We start from the raw sequence: 14,566 nt of genomic DNA on the forward strand, positions 1-14,566 counted from the left end.
GGCTCGCGGTCGGTCGGCAGCGGGACGTCGACCGTCTCCTCGACGAGACGACGCTCCTCCTCCAGCGCCTCCAGCGCGGCCCCCCGTGCGGCGAGCGCCTGGTTGACCGCGCCGCGGGCCTGGCCGATCCGCTTCCCGGCGTCCTTGCGCGCCTGCGGGGGCAGCGCGCCGATCTCCCGGTTGGCGAGCGCAAGCGGCGAGCGGTCGCCGGTGTGGGCGATGCGCACGGCCTTCAGCGCGTCGAGCGAGTCGGCGGCCTCGATGGCGGCGAGGGCGGCGTCGCGCGCCTGCGCGACCTCGTCCTCGCCCAGCGCGGCGACCTGCTTGGGGTCGTAGTCGGAGTTCGGGGCGGACACCCGAGCAGTCTAGTGAGCGGCGCGGACGCCCCGGCACCGGTCGGTCGTGCGACGGCGTGGAAGCTCAGTCGGTGAGCGCGTCGGGCTCGTTGACGGGCACCCAGATGCGCAGCAGCGCGCCACCCTCCTCGGCGTCGTCGATGTCGATCCGGCCGCCGTGCTGCTCGACGATGCCGCGCACGATGTACATGCCGAGACCGCTGCCCGCTCCGGGGCCGGCGCGCCAGAAGCGGCTGAACACGCGCTGACGCATCTCCTCGGGGATGCCGGGTCCCTGGTCGTGGATCTCCAGGACCGCTCCCCCGGCGTCGGGCAGGTGCTCGACGACGACACGGCGCAGACCGTGACCGTGCCGCAGCGCGTTCTCGACGAGGTTGGTGACGACCTGCGTCATGCGGTCGGCGTCGCCCCAGACGAGGTACGGCTCGCCGCGCGACTCGAGCGCGAACGGGTCGCCGCCGGCGGAGATGTTGCGCAGGACGCCGCGCGCGACCTCGTCGAGCTTGACCGGTCCGCGCCGCAGGGTCAGTCGACCGGCGTCGATGCGAGCCGCGTCGAGCAGCTCGGTGATGAGTCGGCTGAGCCGGTCGGCGTCGGAGTCGACGGTCTCGAGCATGAACTGGCGCTGCTCCTCGGAGAAGCGGTCCCACTTCGACAGCAGGGTCGACGTGAACCCCTTGATGCCGGTGAGCGGCGAGCGCAGCTCGTGGGCGACGGTGGCGACGAGGTCGGAGCGCTCGCGGTCGCGCTGGTTGCGCACCTTCGCGTTGCGCACGCTCGCGACGACGCGCACGACGGCGCCGCCGGGACGGTCCCGCACCAGGCGCGCGGTCACGAGGTACTCGCTCCCGCGCGGGGAGTACCAGGACTGCTCCGACAACCGGTTGCGGATGTTGAGACCGTCGTACGGGCGGGTCGAGTCGTACCAGCTGTTGCCGTTCAGGTCGTCGAAGGGCATCGCGTCGGACAGGTGCATGCCGAGCATCTCCCCGGGCGCCGCGCGCGCCATCCGCTCGATGCGTTCGTTGACGTACTCGACGACACCGTCGGCCCCGGCGATGACCACGCCGTCCGGGAAGTCGTCGAGGTCCATGGCGAGGAATCTAGTACCAAAGGACTAGACGCGACGAGCACCCCGGCCCACCGCGATCCGCACGAGGGCGGCGTTGTCGTCGACGGCCTCGCCGTCGGGTCCCTCGACGACGTCCTCGAGCCCGATCCGCGTCGACACGCCGTGGGCCACGGCGAGCTCGAGGACCGGCCACGTCGAGCGGCCCTCGCCGTGCAGCAGCACGGGCAGACCCGTCGGGCGGACGAGCTCGAGCAGACGCTCCGCCGTCTCCTCCTGATCGGGTGCGTCGGCGAGCTCGAGCAGGACGAGCGCGGTCCGCTCGGGCCACGAGGAGTCGAGCCACGCCTGCGCGGCGTCCTCGGTCCAGAGCCCGGCGTTCACGGCCACGCCTCGCTCGTGGAGGGCCGTCGCGAGGTCGGTGGCGCCACGCTCGTGCCAGTTCACCGACGCGTGGTCGGGCAGCGTCGTCCAGGCACCGACGGCGCGGATGGGCGTGCCTCCACCGGTCCAGGCCCACGCCCCGGTGGTGACGCCGACCGGGACGTCCACGGCCTCGCGCACCGCCTCGACCCACCGCGCGACGTCGGCCGGCGCGAGGCTGTCGCGACCGTCGTCGGTGCGTGGGTGCACGTGGAGGTCCTGCGCCCCGGCCTCGACCGCGGCGCGGGCGTCCTCGGCGCACGCGGACGCCGTCACCGGGACGGCGGGGTGCTCGTCGACGTCGCGCGAGCCGTTGAGGCACGCCTGGAGGATCACCTGCTGCACGCTGCTCATCGTGCCCCCTGCGCCCGGGCACTGGCGTAGAGACACACCGCGGCCGCGGTGGCGAGGTTGAGGCTCTCCGCCTGTCCGAGGATCGGCACCGCCACAGCCAGGTCGGCCGCGTCGCGCACCTGCGCCGACAGGCCCTGTGCCTCGTTGCCCATGACCCAGGCGGTGGGTGCGGCGAGGTCGACGGGCGACGTCGCGCGCTCGGCCTCGAAGAGGTCGAGGTCGGCCTCGCCGTCGGTCGCGAGCACCTGCAGGCCGCGCTCGCGGAGGGCGGCGAGGACCAGGTCGTGGTCGCGCTCGACCACCACCGGCAGGTGGAACAGGCTGCCGGCGCTGGCGCGGACGGCCTTCGGGTTCGTGGGGTCGACGCTGTCGGCCGACAGCACGACGGCGTCGGCCCCCGCGGCGTCGGCGCAGCGCAGCACCGCTCCGGCGTTGCCGGGGTCGCGCATGTCGTGGCAGACCACGACGAGCCGGGGTGTGGCGGGCAGCGCGTCGAGACTCCGCACGACGGTGTCGCAGACCGCGACCACGCCCTGCGGGGTGGTGGCGTCGGCGATCTCGGCCAGCACGTCGTCGTCGACGACGCTCCACGGCACCTCACCGTCGAGTGCGGCGTCGTGCAGCGCGGCGTGACGCTCGGTGGCCGCAGCGGTGGCGAAGACCTCGTGCGTGACGCCCGTCAGGGCGAGCGCCTCGCGGACGGCCTGCGGGCCCTCGGCCAGGAACTGGCCGGTCTCGGCCCGGAAACGCCGCGTGGCGAGCCGTCGAGCACGTCTGACCCGCCCGGTACGGGTGGTCAGGGTCGGCTCGGGGCTCGCCACGGGCGTGGAGGCGAAGGCGGTCAGGCCGTCGCGTCTTCCTTGGGCGCGTTCACGTCGGCCGGAAGGTTGTCCTTCGCGACCTGGACGAGCGCGCTGAACGCCGCGGGCTCGTTGACGGCCAGCTCGGCCAGCATCTTGCGGTCGACCTCGACACCCGCGGCCTTGAGGCCCTGGATGAAGCGGTTGTAGGTGAGGCCCTCGGCGCGGACCGCAGCGTTGATGCGCTGGATCCAGAGACGACGGAAGTCGCCCTTCTTGGCCTTGCGGTCACGGTAGTTGTAGACCAGGGAGTGAGTGACCTGCTCCTTGGCCTTGCGGTACAGACGCGAGCGCTGGCCACGGTAGCCGGACGCCCGCTCGAGGGTCTCGCGGCGCTTCTTCTGCGCGTTGACGGAACGCTTGACGCGTGCCATGTCGGTTCTCCTTCGGGTGGGGTGCGGTCAGAGACCGAGCAGCTTCTTGACCTTCTTGGTGTCCGCCTTCGACACGTCGGTCGTGCCGGCGAGGCGACGGGTCCGCGTGCTGGACTTGTACTCCAAGAGGTGACGACGGTTCGTCTGCTCGCGGCGCAGCTTGCCCTTGCCGGTGAGCTTCACGCGCTTCTTCATGCCCGAGTGGGGCTTGAACTTCGGCATCTCATGCCTCCATGTCTGGGTCGAGGTTCTCGGAGCGACGCCGGGCCTTCTTGGGCGTCGCGGTCTTCTGCTGGGCCTCGCGGCGCGCCTTCTCGGCGGCTGCCTCGGCCTCGCGCTCCGCGGTCCGCTCAGCCGTGGTCTTCGCCTTCTCGGCGGCGACCTCGGCCTGGGCCTCGGACTTCTTCTTCAGCGGTGCGAGCACCATCGTCATGTTGCGGCCGTCCTGGCGCGGGTGCGCCTCGACGACTCCCAGGTCCGACACGTCCTCGCCCAGCTTCTGGAGCAGCCGGTACCCGAGCTCGGGACGGTGCTGCTCACGACCGCGGAACATGATCGTGATCTTGACCTTGTCGCCCGCCTTCAGGAACCGCACGACGTGACCCTTCTTGGTGTCGTAGTCGTGCTGGTCGATCTTGGGGCGGAGCTTCATCTCCTTGATGATGGTGTTCGTCTGGTTGCGTCGTGACTCGCGTGCCTTCTGGGCGGCCTCGTACTTGAACTTGCCGTAGTCCATGAGGCGGCACACCGGGGGGCGGGCCGTCGGGGCGACCTCCACGAGGTCGAGGTCGGACTCGGCGGCGAGGCGCAGGGCGTCCTCGATGCGCACGATGCCGACCTGCTCGCCTCCGGGTCCGACGAGACGGACCTCGGGAACGCGGATGCGGTCGTTGACGCGCAGCTCTGTGCTGATGGATCCTCCTGTGGTCTGTGTCCAGGAGGCCCACGACAATGGCCCCCGTCCCTCAGGACGGAGGCCACCGATGCACGCCGCCGGCGCGTACCGGACGGCGTCGCTCGACCGGGCGTACCGGCCGAGGTACCCCTCGATCCGCGGACCGAGCAGGTGGGAGGTGGGCCTCCACTTCTTGACCAGGATAGCAGGCGTGCCCCGAGGAACGAAAACGGCGCGCTGGAGGACGGCAACGTCCGGCGTCATCGCGGCGAAACACGGCGGACGCGGACGAGCAACAGCGCAGCGCCATCCTGGCACCAGGAGGTGCGGACATGAGGTGGAGGGTGCGGGCGACGTTCCCGGACAGGCCGGGACTGCTCGGTCGGGTGGCGCAGGCGTGCGGCGACGCGGACGTGAACATCGTCGCGATGCAGGTCTTCTCGACCCGGCCGACGGTGACCGACGAGTTCGTCGTGGAGGGCGACGACGGCCTGACGGAGCTGGCGCTCGCAGGGCTGTTCACCGAGGCGGGCGGCGCCGAGGTGTCGGTGACGCGGGCCGACGGTGATGCGCACCTCGACGCGCCGACCCGCTACCTGGACGCCGTGCACGAGGTGCTGGAGGGAGGTCGCGACGTCGAGGAGGTGCTGGGCGAGCTGCTCGCCATCGCCCCGCCCGACGTCGCCGACTACGCCGGGCACGACGTGCTCGACCTGCGACGTCGCAACGGCTCGACGCTCAGGGTCAGCCGTGCGGTGCCGTTCACGGCGGTCGAGCGTGCGCGGGCCCAGGCGCTGCTGTCGCTGGTCAGCGACGCGGGGGTCGACGTCCCGCTCATCGCACCGTCGCCGCGTCACCCCGTCCCGCTGGTGCGGGTGGCCGGCCTCGCTGACATCGAGGCCGTGTCGGCCCTGCACGAGCGGTGCAGCGTCGACACGCTCTACACGCGCTACCAGGTGCCTCTGCGGATGCCGATGACGACGCGCATGGCGCGCCGCCTCGTGACGCCCGAGCACGGGATCGCCCTGGTCGTGCAGGTCGGGCTCGACCTCGTGGGTCACGGCGTCCTCGAGCGGGGCGTGCTGGAGGGCCGTCCCGACGACCACGTCTTCCAGCTGCTCGTCGAGGACGCCTGGCAGGGTCGCGGCTTCGGCACCCTGCTCGTCAAGCAGGCCGCCCGGCACGCGAAGTCCGACGGTGCCGAGCGGCTCACGTTCGTCTCTGCGGGCTCCAACGACACCTTGCTCCGGGCTGTCGGAGCCGCTGGCTTCGTCGCCCGCGTGGAACGTCACGACGCCGCCGTGCACGTCACCGTCCCGCTGTCCGGGGTGCGGGCGGTCGAGACGGCCTGAGGGCGCGGTGGTCGGGCCAGGTCGCCGGGCTGTGGCCGGGCCCGGTGTGTGGGAGGTAGGTGGCGCGCGCTTGCTGCGGGGGTGGAGGTAGGTGACGCTCGGGATGAGCCCCTCATTCCGAGCGTCACCTACCTCCGGGCCCAGGGATACGCGTGCTATCTACCTCCCACCCGCCCGGTCGAGGCTCTCCAGAAGACCGACCGCAGCGTGACCACAGGTCGACGCCCGTCAGCTCCCCGTGACCCAGGCGTGGCCGGCGTCGGTGGCGACGAGCCGGTCGCCGGCGGCGAGGTGGCGCAGGTCGTCGGTCTCGACCACCTGGAAGTGCGGCGAGCCGAGGTCGAGCAGGATCGCGGCGGCACCCTCGGAGAGGGCCGCGACGGCGGCCGCTTGTCCCCACACGGGCACCGGACGTGCCTGCGGGTTCCAGCGCGCCATCGCGTCGAGGCTGGTGAAGGTGAGCAGTGCCTGGCGGCCGTCGCGGCCGGTCATGAGCACCGCCGCCATGTCGGCGTCCTTGTCGCCCGACACGAGCGCCTCCGGCCCGGCCGCGCGGCTCGCCTCGCCGAGGCTGGCCACGATCGGGACGAACACCCGCACCTGGCCGAGCAGCGAGAGCACCGCCGTGGTGTCGCCGAGCACCGCGCCGAGGCGCGGGTCGAGCCGGCCGTCGTCGTCGGGGAAGGCCGGCTCGGCGAGCGATCGACCGGTCACGGGACGCGCCGCACGAGGTCGTCGACCGCGTCCCGCACCCGACCGTGGCCGCTGGACCCCTGCAGCGCGAACAGCATGAGCCGCTCGTCGTCGACGGTCACCAGCGTCGGCCACGGGGCACCCTCGCCGAACGCGAAGCCACGGACCCGCGACCACGGCACGTGGTGCGTGCGGAAGCCGTTGACGACCTCGAGCTCGTCGTCGTCCACCGTCACCCGGCTGCGGCCGATGCCGTGCAGGATCACGAGGAACACGGCGATCGAGCCGTACAGCGTGAGCGCCTGCGACAGGGTCACCTGCGCGCGGATGTCCGCCGGCAGCGCCAGCGTGACGGCCACGCTCATCGCCACGAGCGCCACGCACGACCCGTACGCGACGTACCGGGTGCCGCCCGGGCGGTAGGTCGTGCTCACACCCGGCACGCGAGGATGTCCGTGACGAGGATGCCGCGGGCGCCGAGCCCGTAGAGGCTGTCCATGATCTTCTGGGCGGCGTCGCGCGGCACCATCGAGCGCACGGCGACCCACCCCTCGCGATGAAGCGGCGACACCGTCGGTGACTCGATGCCAGGCGTCAGCTCGACGGCGCGCTCCACGTGCTCGACCCGGATGTCGTAGTCCATCATCACGTAGGTGCGGGCGACGAGGACGCTGTCGAGGCGACGCTTGAACACCTCGTAGCCGGCGGGCTCCTCGGCGCCAGCGCGGGTGATCAGCACGGCCTCCGACGACAGGATCGGGTCGCCGAAGACGGCGAGGTCGGCCTGGCGCAGGGTGCTGCCCGTCTCGACGACGTCGGCGATGGCGTCGGCGACCCCGAGCCGGATCGACGACTCGACCGCGCCGTCCAGGCGCACGACCGAGGCGCTGACACCGCGTCCGCGCAGGTAGTCCTGGACGATCACGGGGTAGGACGTGGCGATGCGCTTGCCCTCGAGCTCGTCGATGGTCCGCATCGTGCCCGTGGGGGCGGCGAAGCGGAAGGTCGACCGGCCGAAGCCGAGCCCGACCTGCTCCGCCGCCGAGGCGGCGGAGTCGAGCAGGAGGTCGCGGCCGGTGATGCCGACGTCGAGCGTCCCCTCCCCCACGTACACGGCGATGTCGCGCGGGCGGAGGTAGAAGAACTCGACGTCGTTCTCGGCGTCGACGAGGACGAGGTCCTTCGCGTTGCGCCGCTGCCGGTACCCGGCCTCGGCGAGGATCTGGCTGGCGGCCTCGGACAGGGCGCCCTTGTTGGGCACGGCCACTCTCAGCATGGTGGGGTCCTTCTGACGATGGGGGGCGGGCCCGGCAGTCGGCTGCCGTCGACGACAGCGGCGCGGCCCAGGAGGTCAGGCTCCGCTGTCGTCACAGATGCGCGTAGACGTCGTCGAGCGTGATGCCGGCGGCGATCATCATCACCTGCGCGTGGTACAGCAGCTGGCTGAGCTCCTCGGCGGTCCGCTCGCGGCCCTCGTGCTCGGCGGCCATCCACGACTCGGCGGCCTCCTCGACGAGCTTCTTGCCGATGGCGTGCACGCCGGCGTCGAGCTCGGCCACGGTGCGCGAGCCCTCGGGCCGGGCCTGCGCCTTGGCAGCGAGCTCGGCGAACAGGTCCTCGAAGGTCTTCATGGTGACCTCAGTCTAGGGACGCGAGACCGCGGAGGGTCGCCCAGGTCGACAGAGCGGCCTCTGCGGCCTCCCGGCCCTTGTCCTCGGCGCTGCCCTCGAGCCCGGCGCGGTCGAGCGCCTGCTCCTCGGTGTCGCACGTCAGCAGCCCGAAGCCCACGGGCACGCCCGTGTCGAGCGCGACCCGAGCGAGGCCGTCGGTGGCCGCGGCCGACACGTACTCGAAGTGCGGGGTGCCGCCGCGGATGATCACGCCGAGGGCCACGACCGCGTCGAAGCCGGCAGCCGCGCAGCCCTGCGACACGAGGGGCAGCTCGAACGACCCGGCCGCCCGCAGCAGCGTCACGTCGGTGACGCCGGCGTCGGCCAGGGCGCGCTCGGCACCCGCCACCAGACCGTCCATGACCTGGTCGTGCCAGCTCGACGCGACGATCGCGACGCGCGCTCCCGCCGCCTCGACCTGGAGGGTGGGCGCTCCGTGTCCGCTCATCTACTCGCCTTCCGTGGTGGTGTCGCCGAGGCCGAGCCCGGGCAGGTCGTGACCCATGCGCTCGGCCTTCGTGCGCAGGTACTGGATGTTCTCGGGGGTCGGCTCGATCTGGATCGGCACGCGCTCGGGCACCTTGACGCCGTAGGCCTCGAGCTGCGTGGCCTTGTCGGGGTTGTTGGTCAGCAGCCGCACCGAGCGCAGGCCGAGGTCGCGCAGCATCTGCGCCCCGGCGGCATAGTCGCGCTCGTCCTCGCCGAAGCCCAGCGCGAGGTTGGCGTCGACCGTGTCGCTGCCGGCGTCCTGCAGCGCGTACGCCTGCAGCTTGTGCAGCAGGCCGATCCCCCGGCCCTCGTGCCCCCGCAGGTAGACGACGACGCCGGCACCCTCGGCCTTGATCGCCGCCATCGACGCCTGCAGCTGCGGGCCGCAGTCGCAGCGCCGCGAGCCGAACACGTCACCGGTGAGGCACTCGGAGTGCAGCCGCACCAGCACGCCCGCTCCCCCGGCAGCCGCCGCGTCGACGTCACCGTGCACGAGCGCGACGTGCTCCGCGCCGTCGATGCGGTCGCGGTAGCCCAGCGCCCGGAAGGAGCCGAACTCCGTCGGCAGCGACGTCTCCGCGAGCCGTGAGGCCCGCCAGGCGGGTGAGGTCGACCGCGGCCTCCGTGTGCCCGGCGCGGGCCAGCACGCCGCCGTCCTTCGCGCGCAGCGGCAGCACGTGGCCCGGCATGACGAGCTCGAACGACTCGGTCGCCGAGTCCGCGAGCACACGCACCGTGCGCGCCCGGTCGGCCGCGGAGATGCCGGTGGTGATGCCGTCGCGCGCGTCGATCGAGATCGTGTACGCGGTGCGCATCAGCTCGCGGTTGTGCGGCGTCATGAGCGGGATGCCCAGCCGGTCCAGCACCGCACCCGGCGCCGGGGCGCACACGTAGCCGCTGGAGTGCCGGATGAGGAAGCCCATCAGCTCCGGCGTCGCCTTGCTCGCCGCGAAGATGATGTCGCCCTCGTTCTCGCGACCCGGGTCGTCGACCACGACGACGGCCTTGCCGTCGCGGATGTCGGCGATCGCCCGTTCGATGCTGTCGAGCCGGACGGTGTCGCCGTCGGCGTCGGAGTAGGTGCTCATGCGGGGTTCTCCTTCGGGAGGCGGGCGGCGAGCAGCCGCTCCACGTACTTGGCGAGGACGTCGACCTCGAGGTTCACCCGGTCGCCGGGGGCGAGGGTGCCGAGGGTCGTGTCCGCGAGGGTGGTGGGGATGAGGGACACCGAGAACCAGGGAGCGGGATCCCGGGGGTCGGTGACCTCGACGACCGTGAGCGAGACGCCCTGGACCGTGATCGAGCCCTTCGGCACGAGGTAGCGCGCGAGGTCGTCGGGCAGCGAGAAGCGCAGCACCTCCCAGTGCTCGCTCGGGGTGCGGTCGATCAGGGCGCCCGTGCCGTCGACGTGACCCTGCACCACGTGGCCGCCCATGCGCCCGCCCGCCGCCATCGCGCGCTCGAGGTTGACCTCGGCCCCGGGCGCGAGGTCGCCCAGGGAGGTCTTGTCGAGCGACTCGGCCATCACGTCGGCGCTGAAGACGTCCGCCTCCTGCGCCATCACGGTGAGGCAGCAGCCGTTGACGGAGATCGACGCGCCGTGGGTCGCGTCGGCCGTGACCACGGGCCCGCGCACCGACAGCCGCACGGAGTCGCCCAGCGGCTCCACGGCCGTCACGACGCCCTTCTCCTCCACGAGTCCGGTGAACATCAGGGCATCTCCTCCCGCGGGGCACGCCCGGGCGTGCCGATGATGCGGATGTCGGGTCCGATCCGCGTGACGTCGTCGAGGTCGATCGGCCGTAGGTCGGCCAGCGTGGCGGCCTCGCCCTCCAGCGCGGCTCGTCCCGAGCCCAGCATCGCCGGGGCGATGTAGCCGATGACGCGATCGACCAGCCCGGCGTTCCAGAAGCCGCCCGCGAGGCGGGGCCCGCCCTCCAGCCACACGTGCCGGACGCCGTTCTCGACCATCTTGGACAGCACCTCGTCGGGCTCACGCGTCTGCACGAGCAGCGTGGGCGCCACCCGGTCGAAGACGCGGTAGTAGGAGGGGATGCGCGACTCCCCCACGACCACGCGCAACGGCTGCTGCGCGTAGGGCAGCGGCAGGTCGTCGGCGTCGCGCACCGTCAGGCGTGGGTCGTCGGCCAGCACCGCGCCGGTGCCCGCCATGATCGCGTCGGCCTCCGCGCGGAAGCGCTGGACGTCGCGGCGGGCCGCGGTCGAGGTGATCCACTTGCTCGAGCCGTCCGGGGCAGCGCTGAGGCCGTCCATCGTGGCCGCGTACTTCCAGGTCACGAACGGACGTCCGTGCGTGACGGCGAAGGTCCACTCGACGTTGAGCGCCGCGGCGTCCTCGGCGAGGACACCGCCCTCGACGTCGACACCGGCCGCGCGCAGCCGCTCGGCGCCGCCCGCAGCCTCGGGGTTCGGGTCGGACTGACCGTGCACCACCCGCGCGACCCCTGCCGCCAGCAGCGCGTCGACGCAGGGGCCGGTGCGTCCGGTGTGGGCGCAGGGCTCGAGGGTGACCACGGCCGTGGCACCGCGGGCCTCGTCGCCGGCCTGCTGCAGCGCGTCGACCTCGGCGTGGGCTGTCCCGGCGCCGTGGTGCGCACCCACGGCGAGGACCTCGCCCGACGGGGCGAGGAGCACGCAGCCGACGCGGGGGTTCGGGAGCGTCCGCGCGGTGGATCGGGCGGCCTCGAGGGCCGTGCGCATCGCCTGCAGCTCGGTGTCGCTCGCCATCTCGTCCTCCGGTCGGGCTCGCCGCACCGGGGTCGACGGGTCCGACGCCAGGGTCCAGGACGGACCTCGGCCCCAGACCCCGCGTGTTTCCTCTCATCCGGACTTTCACCGTCGGTACCGGAGTTCCACCGGTTCAACCTCACCCCGAGAGGTGCGGGTCGCGGACTGTCACCGCCGGTTCGGACTTGCACCGACCCCGGAACACGCGAGCTGTTGCTCGTTCGGCGACAGTCTAGCCGGGCGTGTCGCAGCCGCTGCGACGTCCCACGCTACGGACGCGTCGCACCGTCCGGGCGGCCGTCGCGGGGCTCAGTGCGCGCAGGCGCTGGTGGCGAGCTCGCGCAGGGTCTCCACCATGGCGCCCGGGTCGTCCGCGCCAAAGACTGCCGAGCCGGCGACGAACGTGTCGGCGCCGGCCTCGGCGCACCGCTCGATGGTCTCCACGGAGACGCCGCCGTCGACCTGCAGCCAGACCTCGCCGCCGCTCGCGGCGATCAGCTCGCGGGTGCGCCGGATCTTCGGCAGGCAGAGGTCGAGGAACTTCTGGCCGCCGAACCCGGGCTCCACCGTCATCACGAGGACCATGTCGAGCTCGGGCAGCAGCTCGGCGTAGGGCTCGATCGGCGTCGCCGGCTTGAGCGCCATGGACGCCCGCGCACCCTGGGCGCGAATCTCGCGGGCCAGCCGCACCGGCGCCGCCGCGGCCTCGACGTGGAAGGTGATGCTCCCCGCCCCTGCCTCGGCGAACGCCGGGGCCCACCGGTCGGGGTCGGCGATCATCAGGTGGGCGTCGATCGGCTGCTGGGCCGCCTTGCTCAGCGCCTCGATGACGGGCGCGCCGAGCGTCAGGTTCGGCACGAAGTGGTTGTCCATGACGTCCATGTGCAGCCAGTCCGCCGTCGGGATGCGAGCGGCCTCCCCCGCGAGGTTCGCGAAGTCGGCGTTCAGCAGGCTCGGCGTGATCTGGATGGCCATGGCCGACAGCGTAGTGGCGGGTCCGAGACCCTCGGCGCGTGGTCGGGGCTCCGCTCAGCGACGGCGCAGGAGGGCGAGGAACATGGCGTCGGTGCCGTCGCGGTGCGGCCACCACCGGTGGACGCCGACGAGCTCCGCCACGCCGGGCCCGACCGACTCGACGACCTCGAGCGTCTCGTCGACGAGCGGGGAGCAGGTCGCGTAGCCCACGAGCCCACCCGGACGCGTGAGGTCGACCGCGCGGCGCAGCAGCGCGCGCTGCAGCGGCACGAGCGAGGCAAGGTCCTCCGGCGTCCGACGCCAGCGCGACTCCGGGCGCCGGCGCAGCGCACCGAGGCCCGTGCAGGGCGCGTCGACGAGGACACGGTCGAAGGAGCCGGGCTCCCAGGGCCCCTCACGTCCGTCGTGGACGGTGACCTCGACGTCGGGGAGGGCCCGCAGCCCACGCCGGACGAGCTCCGCGCGGTGCGGCTGCACCTCGTTGGCGACGAGGTGGGCGCCGCGCTGCGCGGCCAGGGCACCCAGGAGCGCGGCCTTGCCGCCCGGGCCGGCGCACAGGTCGAGCCAGCGAGCGTCGGACCCCTCGAGGGCAACCTCGGCCACGGTGAGGGCCACCATCTGCGATCCCTCGTCCTGCACGCCCGCGCGACCGTCGCGGACAGCGGCGACGTCGCCGGGATCGCCGGCGTCGAGGACACGGGCATAGGGCGACACCTGGCCGGGCGTGCCCGGCAGGTCGGCAGGGTCGACGAGGCCGGGGCGGGCCACGAGCGTCACCTTCGGCGGACGGTTGTCGGCCTCGAGCAGCGCGTCGAGCTCGTCGGCGGCGTCGACCGCGCGCAGGGCCGACCGCAGCCCGCGGACGACCCACGTCGGGTGCGACCGGCGGACCGCCAGGGCGTCGTCCGGCTCGAGGTCCTGGGTGAGCCGCTCGACCCACGTGTCGAGGTCGTCGGCCGCGACCTTGCGCAGGACCGCGTTCACGAGCCCGGCCGGCTTGTGGCCGACCACGCGCCGGACGAGGCTCACGCTCGTGGAGACCGCCGCGTGCGACGGGACGCGCATGGACAACGCCTGGTGCGCGCCGAGACGCAGCACGTCGCGCACCTCCGGGTCGAGCGGGCGGCCCACCAGCGAGTCGAGCACCGCGTCGTACGTGCCGCGCAGGCGCAGCGTCCCGTGCACGAGCTCGGTGGCGAACGCCGCGTCGCGTCCGACGATGCCTCGTTCGCGCAGGAGCTGCGGCAGGAGCAGGTTGACGTAGGCGTCGCGCTCGTCGGCGGCGCGCAGCACGTCGTAGGCGACGCCGCGCGACGGGTCGCTCATGCGAGCACCGTGCCCGGCTCGATCGTCGTGCCGCGCGCCCAGTCGGCCGCAGCCATCGGCTTCTTGCCGGTGGGCTGCACCGTGCCGAGCACGACGTCGGTCGTGGCGGTGCCCACGCGGACCTCGCGCCGGCCGGCCTGGACCTCCGCCGGGCGCAGCGTGTCGTCGGTCGTCGGGGTGACCGGTCCGAGCTTCACGCGCTGCCCGTCGAGCAGCGTCCACGCGCCGGGTGCGGGCGTGCACCCGCGCACCTGCCGGTCCACCGCGAAGGCCGGACGGCTCCAGTCGACGTGCGCGTCGTCGGTCGTGAGCTTCGGGGCGTAGGTGACGCCGTCCTCGGGCTGCGCCACGGCGCCGATGTCGCCGTCCTCGACGTGGTCGAGCGCGTCGACGAGGAGCCGCGCGCCCTCGTGGGCGAGCCGCTCCAGCAGGGTGCCGGCGGTGTCGTCGTCGCGGATCCGCTCGGTGATCGTGCCCAGCACCGGTCCGGCGTCGAGCGCCTCGACGAGGCTGAAGACCGTGGCGCCCGTGACCTCGTCGCCGGCCATGATCGAGCGCTGCACCGGCGCGGCACCACGCCAGGCCGGCAGGGCCGAGAAGTGCAGGTTGAGCCAGCCGTACTCCGGCACGTCGAGCGCCTCGCGCTTGAGCAGCGCGCCGTAGGCGACGATCGGGCAGCAGGCCGGACCGATCTCGCGGAGCCGGTCGAGGAACGCCGGGTCGTCGGCACGCTCGGGCTTGAGCACCTCGATGCCGAGCTCCGCCGCGCGCGCGGCGACCGGCGAGGGGTGCAGGGTCCGACCGCGACCTCGGCGCGCGTCGGGGCGGGTCACGACCGCGGCGACGTCGTGCCGGCTCCCGACCAGCGCCTCCAGGGACGGCAGGGCGGTCTCGGGGGTACCTGCGAACACGATCCTCACGTCGGCCGAGTCTAGGTGCTCGCCGCGACCGGCCCCGCCCCGCGTGGTGCTGCTGCGTGCTG

At 73.2% G+C, this 14,566-nt stretch carries 19 protein-coding genes, 1 pseudogene and 1 riboswitch; of the genes and pseudogenes, 1 reads left to right on the plus strand and 19 read right to left on the minus strand.

Features of this window, described 5'->3' with window-relative positions:
* The 7 genes and pseudogenes from A6Q81_RS11395 to infC all read right to left on the minus strand — a co-directional run.
* Positions 1-356: pseudogene (locus tag A6Q81_RS11395) on the minus strand (phenylalanine--tRNA ligase subunit alpha); the annotation flags it as partial.
* A 64-nt stretch (positions 357-420) separates the two neighbouring features.
* The gene (locus A6Q81_RS11400; protein WP_067857197.1) at positions 421-1,449 is read right to left on the minus strand and encodes a sensor histidine kinase; all 1,029 of its coding nucleotides are present in this window, start codon (positions 1,447-1,449) and stop codon (positions 421-423) included.
* A gap of 24 nt (positions 1,450-1,473) precedes the next feature.
* On the minus strand, positions 1,474-2,202 hold the full coding sequence (locus tag A6Q81_RS11405; RefSeq protein ID WP_202967721.1) for a 3-keto-5-aminohexanoate cleavage protein: 729 nt from the start codon (positions 2,200-2,202) through the stop codon (positions 1,474-1,476).
* Positions 2,199-3,023, minus strand: a complete 825-nt coding sequence (locus A6Q81_RS11410) for a TrmH family RNA methyltransferase (protein WP_286690511.1) — start codon at positions 3,021-3,023, stop codon at positions 2,199-2,201. Before A6Q81_RS11410 ends, A6Q81_RS11405 begins: the two co-directional genes overlap by 4 nt.
* Before the next feature lie 20 nt (positions 3,024-3,043).
* Positions 3,044-3,436: a 50S ribosomal protein L20 gene (gene rplT / locus A6Q81_RS11415; protein WP_055970368.1), complete on the minus strand. Its 393-nt coding sequence runs from the start codon at positions 3,434-3,436 to the stop codon at positions 3,044-3,046.
* Positions 3,437-3,463: 27 nt separating this feature from the next.
* Positions 3,464-3,658 (minus strand): 50S ribosomal protein L35, encoded by a 195-nt coding sequence (gene rpmI, locus A6Q81_RS11420; RefSeq protein ID WP_067857189.1) that lies wholly within the window; start codon positions 3,656-3,658, stop codon positions 3,464-3,466.
* 1 nt (position 3,659) lies between these two features.
* A complete protein-coding gene (gene infC, locus A6Q81_RS11425; protein WP_253024694.1) occupies positions 3,660-4,388 on the minus strand; it encodes a translation initiation factor IF-3 in 729 nt (242 codons plus the stop codon).
* 275 nt (positions 4,389-4,663) lie between these two features.
* Between infC and A6Q81_RS11430 the strand changes: the two genes are divergently transcribed.
* Complete coding sequence (locus tag A6Q81_RS11430) at positions 4,664-5,683, plus strand: GNAT family N-acetyltransferase (RefSeq protein ID WP_286690512.1); 1,020 nt, start codon at positions 4,664-4,666, stop codon at positions 5,681-5,683.
* A gap of 228 nt (positions 5,684-5,911) precedes the next feature.
* On the opposite strand, the gene A6Q81_RS11435 is transcribed toward A6Q81_RS11430, so the two are convergent.
* The 12 genes from A6Q81_RS11435 to fmt all read right to left on the minus strand — a co-directional run bounded on the left by A6Q81_RS11435 (position 5,912) and on the right by fmt (position 14,504).
* A complete protein-coding gene (locus A6Q81_RS11435; RefSeq protein ID WP_286690513.1) occupies positions 5,912-6,397 on the minus strand; it encodes an SseB family protein in 486 nt (161 codons plus the stop codon).
* The gene (locus A6Q81_RS11440) at positions 6,394-6,810 is read right to left on the minus strand and encodes a PH domain-containing protein (protein WP_286690514.1); all 417 of its coding nucleotides are present in this window, start codon (positions 6,808-6,810) and stop codon (positions 6,394-6,396) included. The genes A6Q81_RS11435 and A6Q81_RS11440 overlap by 4 nt, the downstream gene beginning before the upstream one ends.
* Positions 6,807-7,652, minus strand: a complete 846-nt coding sequence (gene hisG / locus A6Q81_RS11445) for an ATP phosphoribosyltransferase (protein ID WP_286690515.1) — start codon at positions 7,650-7,652, stop codon at positions 6,807-6,809. The genes A6Q81_RS11440 and hisG overlap by 4 nt, the downstream gene beginning before the upstream one ends.
* Before the next feature lie 91 nt (positions 7,653-7,743).
* A complete protein-coding gene (locus tag A6Q81_RS11450) occupies positions 7,744-8,007 on the minus strand; it encodes a phosphoribosyl-ATP diphosphatase (protein ID WP_067857173.1) in 264 nt (87 codons plus the stop codon).
* Between the two features lie 7 nt (positions 8,008-8,014).
* Positions 8,015-8,494 (minus strand): 6,7-dimethyl-8-ribityllumazine synthase, encoded by a 480-nt coding sequence (gene ribH / locus A6Q81_RS11455; protein ID WP_067857170.1) that lies wholly within the window; start codon positions 8,492-8,494, stop codon positions 8,015-8,017.
* A complete protein-coding gene (gene ribA, locus A6Q81_RS17275; RefSeq protein WP_353681419.1) occupies positions 8,495-9,103 on the minus strand; it encodes a GTP cyclohydrolase II in 609 nt (202 codons plus the stop codon).
* Positions 9,018-9,623: a 3,4-dihydroxy-2-butanone-4-phosphate synthase gene (gene ribB / locus A6Q81_RS17280; RefSeq protein ID WP_353681418.1), complete on the minus strand. Its 606-nt coding sequence runs from the start codon at positions 9,621-9,623 to the stop codon at positions 9,018-9,020. Before ribB ends, ribA begins: the two co-directional genes overlap by 86 nt.
* Positions 9,620-10,246 carry a riboflavin synthase gene (locus A6Q81_RS11465; protein ID WP_286690516.1) on the minus strand — a complete coding sequence of 209 codons (627 nt, stop codon included), beginning with the start codon at positions 10,244-10,246 and terminating at the stop codon, positions 9,620-9,622. Before A6Q81_RS11465 ends, ribB begins: the two co-directional genes overlap by 4 nt.
* Entirely contained in the window at positions 10,246-11,283 is a 1,038-nt protein-coding gene (ribD, locus tag A6Q81_RS11470; RefSeq protein ID WP_286690517.1) for a bifunctional diaminohydroxyphosphoribosylaminopyrimidine deaminase/5-amino-6-(5-phosphoribosylamino)uracil reductase RibD, read from the minus strand. Before ribD ends, A6Q81_RS11465 begins: the two co-directional genes overlap by 1 nt.
* Positions 11,284-11,364: 81 nt before the next feature.
* Positions 11,365-11,492, minus strand: a riboswitch (FMN riboswitch).
* A gap of 100 nt (positions 11,493-11,592) precedes the next feature.
* Entirely contained in the window at positions 11,593-12,258 is a 666-nt protein-coding gene (rpe, locus tag A6Q81_RS11475; protein ID WP_286690518.1) for a ribulose-phosphate 3-epimerase, read from the minus strand.
* A 54-nt stretch (positions 12,259-12,312) separates the two neighbouring features.
* Complete coding sequence (locus A6Q81_RS11480) at positions 12,313-13,584, minus strand: RsmB/NOP family class I SAM-dependent RNA methyltransferase (protein WP_286690519.1); 1,272 nt, start codon at positions 13,582-13,584, stop codon at positions 12,313-12,315.
* Positions 13,581-14,504, minus strand: coding sequence for a methionyl-tRNA formyltransferase (fmt, locus tag A6Q81_RS11485; RefSeq protein ID WP_286690520.1), 924 nt, complete (start codon positions 14,502-14,504; stop codon positions 13,581-13,583). The genes A6Q81_RS11480 and fmt overlap by 4 nt, the downstream gene beginning before the upstream one ends.
* Positions 14,505-14,566: the final 62 nt, after the last annotated feature.

Source organism: Aeromicrobium sp. REDSEA-S38_B2, assembly GCF_001628525.1.
Classification (GTDB): Bacteria; Actinomycetota; Actinomycetes; order Propionibacteriales; family Nocardioidaceae; genus Aeromicrobium; species Aeromicrobium erythreum.